This window comes from Candidatus Nitrosopumilus sp. bin_32a, from assembly GCF_054095935.1.
The window spans coordinates 23,980-35,949 of the sequence record NZ_JBSWSN010000005.1 but is presented as its reverse complement, the minus strand read 5'-3'; the positions used below and the strand labels follow the sequence as shown (position 1 = coordinate 35,949).

The following is an 11,970-nucleotide window of genomic DNA, read 5'->3' as shown; positions in this document are numbered from 1 at the left end:
ATAAGAATAATATAAAATCAAAAAATTCTCAAACATACGATATATCAGGCAAATTTCAGAATGAGGAATTATAAACATCGATTAATCTTGATATTATGTTGCCTGGAAGTTCTATTGGTCAGCGTCTTGTTTTAACAAGTTTTGGTGAAAGTCATGGAAAATCAATTGGCGCAGTTTTGGATGGCTGTCCAGCAGGATTAGAAATTGATGAAAAAGATATTCAAAAAATGTTAGACCTCAGAAAACCAGGTCAAAATCTAATTTCAACTCAAAGAAAAGAAGGAGACGTTGTTGAAATTATTTCAGGAGTTTTTAGAGGTCATACAACAGGTGCCCCAATTACAATGGTAATTTGGAATGCTGATCAAAAATCAAAAGATTATGAAAATTTAAAAACAAAACTAAGACCAGGTCATTCAGATTATCCTGCAATGATGAAATATAATCATTACAATGATCATAGGGGAGGAGGAAGATTTTCTGGAAGACTAACAGCAACTCATGTTATGGGAGGAGCCATCGCAAGAAAATTACTCAAAGTAACATTAGGTATTGAAACAAACTCATTCACATCACAGATTGGAAAAATAAAGATGGAAAGAGAATTTAATGAAAAAATGATCAGCTCCATTTATAAAAATGAAGTAAGATGCCCAGAAACTAAAATAGCAAAAACCATGAGAGAAAATATTCTAGATGCAAGAAAGAAAGGGGATTCACTTGGAGGAATTATCGAATCAATTACAACAGATGTTCCAGTAGGCTTAGGCGAACCAATTTTTAGTTCATTAGAATCAGATTTAAGCAAAGCAATTTTTTCAATTCCATCTGTAAAAGGCATAGAGTTTGGTTCAGGATTTCAAGGTTCAGAACTTTATGGTTCAGAAAATAATGACTTGTATACTGTAAAAAAAGGAAAGATAGTTACAGAAACAAACAGATCAGGAGGAATTCTAGGAGGTATTTCAAATGGGATGCCAATCACTATGAGAATTGCTTTCAAGCCAGCGTCATCTATTGCTCAAAAACAAAAAACCATAGACATTAAGACAAAAAAAGAAGCAATCCTCCAAGTCAAAGGCAGGCATGACCCATGCGTTGTACCTAGAGCCCCACCAGTAGTAGATTCACTTGTAGCATTAACAATAGCAGATCATGCACTCCTTGCAGGAGCAATCAAACCAGTTCTATAAGAAAATGTCAGATATCAACGATCTTCGAAACAAAATGGATGAGGTTACTCTAAAAATGATAGAGTTACTAAAAACTAGAACAGAGATTGCAAAAGAAATTGGCGAGGTCAAAAAAAATATCGGGAAAGGAGTAACAGATGAAGTAAGAGAAGACATCTTACGTGGAAAAGTGATTTCATTATGCAACGACATCAAATTGGATGAAACAATTGCTACAAAATTTTTAAATTTTCTTTTAAATGAATCAGTCAAAGTACAATCAGTCAATAAGCAAACACATCTTTCAATTTTCTTAAAAGCGAAATCACTTGAAGCGCAAGGGAAAAAAATTATACATATGGAAGTAGGGGAGCCGGACTTTTTACCACCAAAGATTGTAAAAGATGCACTAGCAGAAGTTTTTGATAAAGGATTTCTAAAATATGGTCAAGCAAGAGGAATGCCAGTGTTTAGAGAAGCACTTGCAAAATACATATCAAAAAAATTCAATGCAAATATTCAACAAGACAACATCATTGTAAGTCCAGGTGCAAGATTTTCAATCTTTACAGCAATTACTACTCTTTTGAATCCAGGAGATGAAATGATTGTAATTGAGCCTGCATGGCCGGCATACAAAGATTGTGCATTAAATTCAGGAATTAAAGTCAGAACCATCAACACAACTTTTGAAGACAAGTGGGAGCCATCATTAGAACAGATCAAAAGTACAATTAATTCAAATACAAAAATGATTGTTCTGAATTATCCAAATAACCCTACAGGTAAAATTCTAAATGAAAAATTACAAGATGACATTGTTGAATTAGCAAAGAAAAATAATCTCTATGTACTCAGTGATGAAATTTATTCACAATATGCAAAGACAAATTGGAAAAGCATTCTAAGTTATAATTATGATAAAAGTATCGTTACACAGTCGTTTTCAAAATCGCATGCAATGACAGGATTTAGAATAGGATACGGTATTGCAGATTCAAAAATTATTGAAAAAATGGCAAAATTAGAGGCATTATGCCTTACAAATGTCTCTGAACCAATTCAATACATAGCCATGAAAGCCCTTGAAGCAGACATATCCGATAATACTAATACGGTGCAAAACAGGCTAGATATGTTGGCAGATAAAGCAAGAACTATAGGATTAGATTTCATAGTCCCAGATGGCGCAATGTATATTTTTGCAAGAATAAATCAAGAAGGTTTCAATGGAGTTGAGTTTGCCAATAGTGCTCTAGAGAAAGGTTTGGCAGTAGCCCCAGGAGAGGGATTTGGAGATTACAAGAACTTTATCAGATTATCTGCATGTCAAGATAAAGAAACATTAGTTGAAGGAATGAATATACTAAGTAATATGGTGAGGGATAATCAATGAAGCAAGTTACAGTAATTGGTGCAGGGGGTCAAATGGGACAATGGTTTTCAAAATATTTTACAAGTAAAGGATTTCAAGTAACAGGATATGATTCAGAAAATAAAGTTTCTGGAAAAGATATCAAAATAACAGAATCACTAGTAGGAGGTATTTTAAAAGCAGATTATGTTGTGTTGTGTACACCTACTAGAAGAACCCCTGAAATAATCAGACTGATTGCAAAAGAGATGAAACGAGATACGTATCTCATTGAAATTTCATCAGAAAAATCCAAAGTAGTATCATCATTATCAAAAATGCCAGCAAAAATTAACCCTATTTGCATTCATCCAATGTTCGGTCCAGGAACTAAAACAATCAAAGGTCAAAATATCATTTCAGTTCCAATTAAAGATGCCAAAAAAGAATTAACAGTTGCAAAAACATTATTCGAAGGAGCAAACTTTGTTACAATAGATGCTGCGGAACATGACAAAAAGATAGCAGTAATTTTAGGATTAACACATTTAATGAATTTAGTATTTGCAAATATCATTTCAAAAGATGAAAAGATGAACCTCACGGAGAAAATGTCAGGTACAACTTTCAGAGTTCAAAAGACATTGGCAGAAAGCATAATGACTGAATCCCCAGAACTGATTGAGACAATAATTGCAAACCCAGAGATTCGCAGAGTTGCTGAAGAACTTTGGAAGGATATTGGAAGACTTCTAACAGCAGTTCAAGAATCAAAAACAGAAGAAGTAATAGATTACATCAAAGAATGCCAAGAAAGACTTGCCAAACATACAGATGTTAATGAATCCTACAAAAGAATGACAAAAATGGTAAAAGCAGTTGAAAAATAGTCGACATGCGCTTTACAAAGATCGTTACATCGTTCATCAGAAATGATGACAAATTATTAATTTTAAAACGAAGTAACAAAGTAAAATCCATGAAGGGGTTATGGGCAGGAATAAGCGGCATTATTGAAAATAATGAAGATCCATTTACCAGAGCAAAAATTGAAATTTTTGAAGAAGTTGGAATTACAGAAGATAAAATTACACTAATCAAATCTAGTGAAGAAATTAGAATCAACTCCCCACAATACAAAAATCACGAATGGGAAATATTTCCGTTTTTATTTGAATCCAATAACCCCACAATCAAACTGAACTGGGAAAATTCGGATTTTAAGTGGATCAACATTGAAGAATTAGAAAATTATGAAACAGTCCCCAGTCTTCAAAAAGTATTATTCAACTTGTTGTAAATTCTCATTTTCTTTTTCATATTTTTTCTGTTGTGGCAACATCATGTAGACACAAGCACCACCACACATAGTACAAGGTACATTATTTCCAGGATGCTGTCCGGTTCTACTATGAATTTTTGCAGCCCCTTCAGGATCAATTGACAGTGCTAATTGTTTCTCCCAATCCAAGGTACGTCTAGCTTCAGTCATTGCCATATCCCATTTGATAACTTTATCACGAATCTTTACAAGATCTCCCGCATGAGCAGCAATTCTATAAGCAATTAATCCAGCCTTTACTTCCTCTGCATTTGGCAATGCTAAATGTTCAGAAGGAGTGAGATAACATAAAAGGTCAACACCTTCACTTGCAGAAACAGCTGCACCAATTGCACTAGCAATATGATCATGTCCAGATGCAACATCAGTAACTAATGGACCTAGAACATAATACGGGACATCGCCAATTAGTGATTTTGCCAATCTCACATTTGCAGCAACTTCATTTAGTGGAACGTGTCCTGGCCCTTCAACCATTACTTGAATATCATGTTCATGTGCACGCTTGGTAAGTCGAGAGATGTTAATCATCTCTTGAACTTGTAATTCATCATGAGAATCCAAAATTGAGCCTGGCCTTAATGCGTCACCGAGACTAAATGTAACATCATATTTTTTGGCAATTTCCATCATGTAATCATAATGAGTTACATATGGATTTTCTTTATCATGTTTTAACATCCATGCAGCAGTGATTGTTCCACCTTTGCTCACAACACCGCCATATCTTTGCACTTTGAGAATTCTTTTTGCAATATCTTTTGTGATACCACAATGAATTGTAGTATAATCGACACCATCTTTTGCATTGTTTTCAAACGCATTTAGATAATCATCTTCAGTTAAATTCAAAGGATTTTTGTGAACTTCAACACCATAGTTGTAAGCTTCATAGATCGGAACAGTTCCAAAAGTTATAGGTGCAACATCCATTAGTGTTTGACGTATTTTTTTAACATCTCCACCGTCACTAAGATCCATAATAGTATCAGCATGATATTTGATTGCGACTTTAGCTTTTTCAACTTCATCCTCAATGTTTACATTTAAGGTAGAAGTTCCAATATTGACATTGACTTTAGTTTTCAAACCTTTACCGATTCCAACATTATGAATTTTTTGAGGTCTTACATTATTACTAGGGATAATTATTGACCCCTTTGCAATTTTAGGGATTAGCCATTCAAGTGAGACATCCTCATCTTTAGCAACTAATTTCATTTCATCAGTTGCCACTCCGCGTCGTGCGGAAGTCATTTGAGTTGCCATAACGTATTCTATGTCCTTGCCTGATTTAAACAATCGTGAAAACCATAAAAAATATCGATCGCATAAAATATTTTGGCACTATATTAAGAATGACGATCGATCTTTTATGGCATAGGGAGTATAAGATCATGTGAGAACAAGTAGAGAATGCAGACATTGTGGAAGGGAATTTTACAGTATGAAGGATGAATTCTGTTCTTTTGGCTGTGTCACTCAAACATCATCATAATTATTTAATTAATTTTAGATCAATTGCTAAAGATTCTTTTTCTGACTCGATTTTAGAAAGTCTATCCAAAATAGGCACAAGAATACGTTCAGAATCAGGTGAATGTGCAAAGTTTTGTTTAATTTCAGAAAGACGTTGAGATAATTCAATTTCAGCATAAACTAAAGAAATGTAATTTCTAAGTTTTAGATTTTCAGATTTAACTGAATCAGTTTCAGTACTCATTATCGTGGAGGACTCCAGCTCTCCTCCATATTGTCATCCAAATTTTTAGAGATAAGATATTGTTTTCCACATTTGAAACATTGCCACAGAAACTTACCATCTTTGATGGTTTGGTATTGCATTGGAAGTAAACAAACAGTGCACTGTAAAACTTCAGGTAAAGCATCATCAACCATAGGAATTTTTGTCATTAAAGTAAAGCATGAAGTTCAAGTATAAAATAGATATCATAAAATCAGATTCAAAAAAAAGGAAAAGCAGATTAGTACTCATAATTAAGAAAATATAATGAATTTACTTTCTATTGGAGGATCTGATCCTTCATCAGGAGCAGGAATTCAGAGTGATGTCAAAGCATTTTCAGAGTTTAACGCACATGCGTTAACTGTCATCACAGCAATCACAAGTCAGAACACAACAAGTTTTGGAATGATAGAGCCAGTATCAAAAAAAATTCTAAAAAATCAACTAGAATCAGTATTGTCAGATTTTAAAATTGACGGAATAAAAATTGGAATGGTGTATAATTCTGAAATAATTAAAACATTGTATCATCAGTTAAGAAAATTAAAAGTTCCAATAGTAGTAGACCCAGTAATCAGATCAACAACGGGTGGAGATTTGATAGAAAAATCAGCATTAGTGGATTTTAGAAAATATATAATTCCGCTTGCCACAATAATTACACCAAATAAATTCGAGGCAGAAATATTATCAAAAACCAAGGTAAATTCAAAAAAATCTATTGAAAAAATTGCAAAAATTATTCAAAAAATGGGTGCAAGAAACGTGGTCATTACAGGAATTGATGTAAAAAATAACAAGGTAGTAGATTTTGTTCAAGAAAAAAACAGTAAATATTTGATTTCAGGAAACAAAATTCCCAATACAAACCATGGAAGTGGATGCACTTATTCAGCAGCCATGATATTTGCGATTGCAGACAACAAAACAATACGAGAATCAGTGAAATTTTCAAAAGAAGTCACATTCAATTCAATCAAAAATGCAAAAAAAGTAGGCAAAGGAATCAGGATAACAAATATTCAAAATCAAGATAGAATTAATGTAGAATTATCTCAAGCGATTAAAAAATTTACGGAGATTGAAAATATCTATAAAAATATCCCCGAATGTCAAACGAATTTTGTATATTCTAAACAAAATCCAAAATCAACAAAAGATATTCTAGGAATATCTGGAAGAATAGTAAAATCAGGAGAAAAAGTGATTGTTGCAGGTAACCTAGAATACGGAGGATCAAAACATGTTGCAACGGCATTACTAACGGTAAATAAAAAATTTCCAAAAATTAAATCTGCAATCAATTTAAAATATCAAATGGCAAGCATATTAAAAATTAAAAAATCAAAATTTACAATATCTAGTTATGATAGAATTCAAGAACCAAGCAATGTAAAAAACAAAGGCTCAACAGTACAGTGGGGAATTAAAAATGCCATAAAAAATTTAAAAATTCCACCAGATGTAATTTTTCACAAAGGGGATTTTGGAAAAGAGCCAATGATTATAATTTTTGGAGATACACCAAAAAGTATTTTGAATAAATTGTTAAAAATTGTATGAGACAAGTCTAGTCTAAAACCATCCTTGAACATAAATAGTCATATCCCAAATAAGATTTGTGAAGGCAGTAATTTTAGCTGGAGGGCTAGGGACCAGATTACTTCCATTGACAAAAAAAACTCCAAAACCAATGTTACTGTTAGGTGAAAAACCAATTCTGGAACATCTTGTTGATTGGACAAAGAAAAACGGAGTAAAGTCTATTGTATTATGTGTCAGCCATCTAAGAAAAACAATAGAAGATTATTTTGAAGATGGAAAAAAATTTGGAGTAAATATAGAATATGCAATTTCAAATAAACCATTGGCAACTGCAGGTCAACTTAAAACTGCAGAAGGATTTATCGAAGATACTTTTGTTTGCATGTACGGGGATTCAATTTTTGATTTTAGTCTTAGAAATATGATTAAACAGCATAATGCAAAAAAAGCGTTTGTTACAATGGGCCTAAATGAATACAAAACAAATTTGGCATATGGAGTGATAGAGACTTCAAAAACAGGCAAAGTTGTAAGCTGGAATGAAAAACCAGAGATCAAAGCCAATGTAAACATGGGCTGTTATGTAATGGAACCCGATATTTTCAGTTTAATTCCAAAAAATAAACCCTACGGGATGGATGATGTCATTAAAAAGGCCATGAGAAATAAGAAACTAATCAGCAGTTTCATCACAAAAAACGGATTTACAGATATTGGGAATAAAACATCATATGAAAAAGCAAATCAAGAGTATCTTCAAAAAACAGGAAAGGTTTGAAAATAAAAATGAATGAGGTAGTGATTAGAGAATTAAAAAAAGAAGATCTTTGGAATGGATTTCTAAAATCACTAGATTCATTGAAACAAACGAGTAATATCGACAAAAATAAAGCCGAGTTGATTTTTGAAAAAATCAATGCAAATCCAGATCATATAATAGCAGTTGCAGAAATAGATGGGAAAATTGTGGGTTCAACAACACTGCTCATAGAATCAAAATTTATTCATGACGGAGGTCTAGTAGGCCACATTGAGGATGTAGTAGTCGACAAGGACTTTCAAGGTCAAAAAATAGGCGAGAAAATAATGAATTATCTTATTGAAATTGCAAAAAATCGCGGATGTTACAAGACAATTCTAGATTGTACAGATGACGTAAAACCATTTTACGAGAAACTAGGATTCAAATCTGTAGCCAATGAGCTCAGACTAGACAATATTTAGAAAAATTCTTTTTTTGGACGTCTCTTTTTTTCTTTTGTCAAATAAAGACCGATTGCAATTACAGGTGCAGATAAAACCATAAACAACATAGGAGTGTATCGTACAACATCCGTAATATAGACATCATCCATTTTGTCAATTAGAGAATTAGAGACAAACATTCCCATCAGCATAATCACGCCACCAGCAACTATCAATCCGCCAATAGGTTTTGAGCCATACTGTCTTGTCATAATGTAAGGGACTGCAGCTAATATTCCAGCGGGTGCAGCACCAATTGAAATGAATTGAAATATTTTTGGATCAGCATCAAATGTAATTGAAAATTCTAGAGCTTCAGGAACATCAGTCATAAAATAATAAACAGAAATCATTTCACCAGCAAACATTGCAAATAAACCAAGACTAGTCACTGCAAGCCATTTTTCTATTGCCATGATTTTAACAGATTTTAGTTGATAAATAAACCATTCAAAAAATTATATAATGCCAACTAAGTTAGCCAATTCTTTCCGGCTAGCTGCTCCAAGTTTTTCTGCTGCTTGTTCAGGAGATACATCATTTAAGAAAATACCATAACCGCGTTCCAATCCAGACCAAGATTTTGTAATAGGATAAATTTCAACATGCCAATGGATTTGTCGGCTGTTTTTCTTTTCAGGAGAGAGATGGAACACTAAATTGTATGAAACATTCTTTACTGTTTTTGACAATCCTCCAAGAGTAGATCTTAAAATCAAAGACAAGTCATTGATTTCTTTTTGAGTTATTTTTGAAAAACTAGTTGAATGTTTTTTTGGAGATATCCAGAATTCATAAGGATATGAAGGAGCCCAAGGGCAATATGCAATAAATCCTTCAGTTTGAAGAACCTGTCTAGGGCCACCAATTTCTTCATTTATAGTCTGACACATAGGACAAACACCTTTTTCATTCAAAATTTTATGGGATGCCTCAGCTTCAGTTTCAATTACAGGAGGAATTGTTGAAAATGTAAGAAGATTAAGATGCGGATGAGGATTGGAATTTCCAGCCAAATCTCCATGGTCACCATAAATTGAAACATAAGTAACGCCTTTTTGGGTGTAAAGCCATCTCAATCTATCTTGAACAACTACTAAGACATTTGACCATTGTTCAGGGTCTATGGTTGCAAAAGAATCTTTTTCATTTGGAGATGCAACGACAATGTAATGGTACCCATATGCAGGTTCACTGTAAAATGGTTTGTCACTGTAAGAGTTTTCAGTTTCAATTGAGACAATAGGGTTTTTACTTTCAAAAACGCGTATAGCCCAATTTTTAACATAATCATTATCATTATCTTGAAGACGTTGTAGCATTCCATCTTTTGCAACAAGAGACAAAACAGAGGGATTTGTCATAGCTTCGTTACCAGGAGCAAAAGGAGACTTTTTAAAATCAATAACTTTGTCGTCTTTTTTTGAGACAATCATGAAACGCTCAGAAACATAATCTTTGCGCATGTCCCCCATAATGGTTAATTGAAGTAAAATGTCTGTTAAAACGTTTACTAAAATCCATACAAATCAATTTTAAAAATATTCTTTGTATTGATTTTAATAAAAATAAGAAAATCCCATTTTCATCAAAAAACAAATGAAGCGATAAAAATTAAGATAAACAAATTCATGAAGAATTATTTTATTTTGATCGCATTTTTTGTTGCAAGATTTAAAACAGAGCATCAGATTTTAAATAAACAGGGAATATTTTGGATAATTCTGATATTCATATGATCTATGTTCTTTTAGACGGGGTGGGAGATCTTCCACATCCAGATTTAAATGGAAAGACGCCTTTGGAGGCAGCCAATACTCCAACATTAGATAAAATAGCAAGAAACGGAGCAATAGGAGAAGTGATTTCAGTCGGAAAAGGAATCGCTCCAGAATCAGATATTGCAGTTTTCAACATGTTAGGATACAAATTCAAACATGCAGATTATGCAGGTCGAGGGGTAATTGAGGCAATAGGAATTGGAATAGACTTCAGAGATGGAGACTTGGCCCTTAGAGGAAATTTTTCTACATTAAATGATGAAGACGTGATTATCGATAGAAGAGCAGGAAGACATATAGAAAAAGAAGATGCAGATGGAATTGCAAAAGAAATTGAAGAAAAGATCAAACTATCATCTCCAGACATATCAGTCGTAGTATCTCCAACGATAGGTCACAGAGTAACAGTAAGAATTAGAAAAGAATCTCAAAAATTATCTTCGAGAATTACAAATACAGACCCAGCCTACAGCAATATTGGAGGCATGGGAGTCGCAAAAGCTGTAGGAGACTTTCTTAAAATTGAAAAATGTTTACCATTAGAAGATACTGAAGATTCCAAATTTACTGCAAACATAGTAAATGAATTTTCAGAAAAATCAATAGAAATTATGAAAAATAGTCAAATTAACAAAAAAAGACAAGATGAAAACAAAAAACAACTTAGTTGTATTTTGCTCAGGGATGCAGGTAACAAATATCCAGATGTGATTCCAATTAACGAAAAATACGGCATGAATTTTTCATGTATAGTTGACATGCCAGTAGAACTTGGGATATCAGAAGTTCTAAAAATGAAAGCATTTGAAGCTGGAGGATTAACAGATTATGAAGAAAAAGCAAGAGTTGCAGCAAAATCTATGGAAACTCAAAATTCAATCTATGTTCATCTTAAAGGACCAGATGAGTTTGGTCATGATGGAGATGCAATTGGCAAAATGAAAAACATTGAAGAAATTGATCAGAGATTCTTCAAAACACTTGTTGAGAATATTGATTCAAGCAAAGTTGCAATTATAATTTCTGCAGATCATTCAACCCCATGCATTAACAAAGGCCACAGTGATGATCCAGTTCCAGTTCTAGTTTCAGGGGATTTTATCAAAAAAGATGGAACGACCAGAATGACTGAAGAACAAGCAAAGAAAGGAAGCATAGGACTACTCCAAGGTGCAGAAGTTGTTGAAAAAGCCCTTGAATTAATTAAATCTCAAATCTAGTTAACTTGTTTGCCTGCTGCATTTCAACTGCATTTTTTCGAATTTTGTCAACATCTATTGAATGATATACTGAGGGAGAGGTACCTAATTTTTCTAAAGCCCTTTTCAGCATTCCAATACCAATGCTTTCTTCATTTTCTTGTTCATGAGCAAATGCAACAGCCACCAGAATAATACCTTGAACAAGTTCCTTTTCTCGCCCATAACATTGATTCCAGACGCCTTCAAATGCTTCATGACATTCCCAGAATCGTTCATTGTTAAAATAAAATATCCCATCTTCAAGGCCTTTGTCTTTATCTAAATGCTCCTCAACAACATGTCTCACATTATCAATTTCTCCTATGGGAGACAATTTTTCTATGAGTGGATCCAGATCTATTTTTTCTGCAGCTACGTCAAACTCGATAAATTTAGTAGCAACTCTAGCAAGTCTTACTGAAACATTCATGTCAGATGCAAGATCTCTTGCCCTATGTGATAGTTCTCTACAATCCTGAGGGGAATAGGTCTCATTTTTGAAATGCAGTAAATATCGTTCCACAAGATAGTTCTGAGGGAATT

Annotated in this window: 14 protein-coding genes; 8 read left to right on the top strand and 6 right to left on the bottom strand. The window is 33.3% G+C overall.

Annotation, left to right across the window (positions count from 1 at the left end; all coding sequences use genetic code 11):
* Positions 1–95: 95 nt before the first annotated feature.
* From aroC to ACW9XH_RS04920, 4 genes are read left to right on the top strand one after another with little or no spacing between them, the layout of a single operon-like run.
* Positions 96–1,193 (top strand): chorismate synthase, encoded by a 1,098-nt coding sequence (gene aroC / locus ACW9XH_RS04935; RefSeq protein WP_457759536.1) that lies wholly within the window; start codon positions 96–98, stop codon positions 1,191–1,193.
* Positions 1,194–1,197: 4 nt separating this feature from the next.
* Positions 1,198–2,568: an aminotransferase class I/II-fold pyridoxal phosphate-dependent enzyme gene (locus ACW9XH_RS04930; RefSeq protein ID WP_457760012.1), complete on the top strand. Its 1,371-nt coding sequence runs from the start codon at positions 1,198–1,200 to the stop codon at positions 2,566–2,568.
* Positions 2,565–3,416, top strand: a complete 852-nt coding sequence (locus ACW9XH_RS04925) for a prephenate dehydrogenase/arogenate dehydrogenase family protein (RefSeq protein WP_457759535.1) — start codon at positions 2,565–2,567, stop codon at positions 3,414–3,416. The genes ACW9XH_RS04930 and ACW9XH_RS04925 overlap by 4 nt, the downstream gene beginning before the upstream one ends.
* Before the next feature lie 5 nt (positions 3,417–3,421).
* Positions 3,422–3,826, top strand: coding sequence for an NUDIX domain-containing protein (locus tag ACW9XH_RS04920; protein ID WP_457759534.1), 405 nt, complete (start codon positions 3,422–3,424; stop codon positions 3,824–3,826).
* Here ACW9XH_RS04920 and thiC read toward each other — a convergent pair.
* From thiC to ACW9XH_RS04905, 3 genes are all read right to left on the bottom strand, one after another.
* Positions 3,809–5,137 (bottom strand): phosphomethylpyrimidine synthase ThiC, encoded by a 1,329-nt coding sequence (gene thiC, locus ACW9XH_RS04915; RefSeq protein WP_457759533.1) that lies wholly within the window; start codon positions 5,135–5,137, stop codon positions 3,809–3,811. The genes ACW9XH_RS04920 and thiC overlap by 18 nt on opposite strands.
* Positions 5,138–5,366: 229 nt before the next feature.
* On the bottom strand, positions 5,367–5,591 hold the full coding sequence (locus tag ACW9XH_RS04910) for a hypothetical protein (RefSeq protein ID WP_457759532.1): 225 nt from the start codon (positions 5,589–5,591) through the stop codon (positions 5,367–5,369).
* Complete coding sequence (locus ACW9XH_RS04905; protein ID WP_457759531.1) at positions 5,591–5,782, bottom strand: hypothetical protein; 192 nt, start codon at positions 5,780–5,782, stop codon at positions 5,591–5,593. Before ACW9XH_RS04905 ends, ACW9XH_RS04910 begins: the two co-directional genes overlap by 1 nt.
* Before the next feature lie 97 nt (positions 5,783–5,879).
* On the opposite strand from ACW9XH_RS04905, the gene thiD reads away from it, so the two are divergent.
* Genes thiD through ACW9XH_RS04890 form a run of 3 tightly spaced genes read left to right on the top strand, consistent with a single transcriptional unit; the run spans position 5,880 to position 8,384 of the window.
* Positions 5,880–7,178: a bifunctional hydroxymethylpyrimidine kinase/phosphomethylpyrimidine kinase gene (gene thiD, locus ACW9XH_RS04900; protein WP_457759530.1), complete on the top strand. Its 1,299-nt coding sequence runs from the start codon at positions 5,880–5,882 to the stop codon at positions 7,176–7,178.
* Between the two features lie 58 nt (positions 7,179–7,236).
* Positions 7,237–7,938, top strand: coding sequence for a nucleotidyltransferase family protein (locus ACW9XH_RS04895; protein WP_457759529.1), 702 nt, complete (start codon positions 7,237–7,239; stop codon positions 7,936–7,938).
* Between the two features lie 8 nt (positions 7,939–7,946).
* Positions 7,947–8,384, top strand: a complete 438-nt coding sequence (locus tag ACW9XH_RS04890) for a GNAT family N-acetyltransferase (RefSeq protein WP_457759528.1) — start codon at positions 7,947–7,949, stop codon at positions 8,382–8,384.
* On the opposite strand, the gene ACW9XH_RS04885 is transcribed toward ACW9XH_RS04890, so the two are convergent.
* Both ACW9XH_RS04885 and ACW9XH_RS04880 read right to left on the bottom strand, forming a co-directional pair.
* Positions 8,381–8,821 (bottom strand): hypothetical protein, encoded by a 441-nt coding sequence (locus ACW9XH_RS04885; RefSeq protein ID WP_457759527.1) that lies wholly within the window; start codon positions 8,819–8,821, stop codon positions 8,381–8,383. The two genes, ACW9XH_RS04890 and ACW9XH_RS04885, sit on opposite strands and share 4 nt — an antisense overlap.
* Positions 8,822–8,863: 42 nt before the next feature.
* On the bottom strand, positions 8,864–9,880 hold the full coding sequence (locus ACW9XH_RS04880; protein ID WP_457759526.1) for a galactose-1-phosphate uridylyltransferase: 1,017 nt from the start codon (positions 9,878–9,880) through the stop codon (positions 8,864–8,866).
* Positions 9,881–10,119: 239 nt separating this feature from the next.
* Between ACW9XH_RS04880 and ACW9XH_RS04875 the strand changes: the two genes are divergently transcribed.
* Positions 10,120–11,406 carry an alkaline phosphatase family protein gene (locus ACW9XH_RS04875; RefSeq protein ID WP_457759525.1) on the top strand — a complete coding sequence of 429 codons (1,287 nt, stop codon included), beginning with the start codon at positions 10,120–10,122 and terminating at the stop codon, positions 11,404–11,406.
* Here the strand turns inward: ACW9XH_RS04875 and ACW9XH_RS04870 are convergent.
* Complete coding sequence (locus ACW9XH_RS04870; protein ID WP_457759524.1) at positions 11,390–11,950, bottom strand: DUF309 domain-containing protein; 561 nt, start codon at positions 11,948–11,950, stop codon at positions 11,390–11,392. The two genes, ACW9XH_RS04875 and ACW9XH_RS04870, sit on opposite strands and share 17 nt — an antisense overlap.
* Between the last annotated feature and the right edge of the window lie 20 nt (positions 11,951–11,970).

Excerpts from the sequence above, each read along its gene's own strand:
- aroC (WP_457759536.1), top strand. The coding sequence starts at position 96 with ATGTTGCCTGGAAGTTCTATTGGTCAGCGTCTTGTTTTAACAAGTTTT.
- ACW9XH_RS04930 (WP_457760012.1), top strand. The coding sequence starts at position 1,198 with ATGTCAGATATCAACGATCTTCGAAACAAAATGGATGAGGTTACTCTA.
- ACW9XH_RS04925 (WP_457759535.1), top strand. The coding sequence starts at position 2,565 with ATGAAGCAAGTTACAGTAATTGGTGCAGGGGGTCAAATGGGACAATGG.
- ACW9XH_RS04920 (WP_457759534.1), top strand. The coding sequence starts at position 3,422 with ATGCGCTTTACAAAGATCGTTACATCGTTCATCAGAAATGATGACAAA.
- thiC (WP_457759533.1), bottom strand. The coding sequence starts at position 5,137 with ATGGCAACTCAAATGACTTCCGCACGACGCGGAGTGGCAACTGATGAA.
- ACW9XH_RS04910 (WP_457759532.1), bottom strand. The coding sequence starts at position 5,591 with ATGAGTACTGAAACTGATTCAGTTAAATCTGAAAATCTAAAACTTAGA.
- ACW9XH_RS04905 (WP_457759531.1), bottom strand. The coding sequence starts at position 5,782 with ATGACAAAAATTCCTATGGTTGATGATGCTTTACCTGAAGTTTTACAG.
- thiD (WP_457759530.1), top strand. The coding sequence starts at position 5,880 with ATGAATTTACTTTCTATTGGAGGATCTGATCCTTCATCAGGAGCAGGA.
- ACW9XH_RS04890 (WP_457759528.1), top strand. The coding sequence starts at position 7,947 with ATGAATGAGGTAGTGATTAGAGAATTAAAAAAAGAAGATCTTTGGAAT.
- ACW9XH_RS04885 (WP_457759527.1), bottom strand. The coding sequence starts at position 8,821 with ATGGCAATAGAAAAATGGCTTGCAGTGACTAGTCTTGGTTTATTTGCA.
- ACW9XH_RS04880 (WP_457759526.1), bottom strand. The coding sequence starts at position 9,880 with ATGGGGGACATGCGCAAAGATTATGTTTCTGAGCGTTTCATGATTGTC.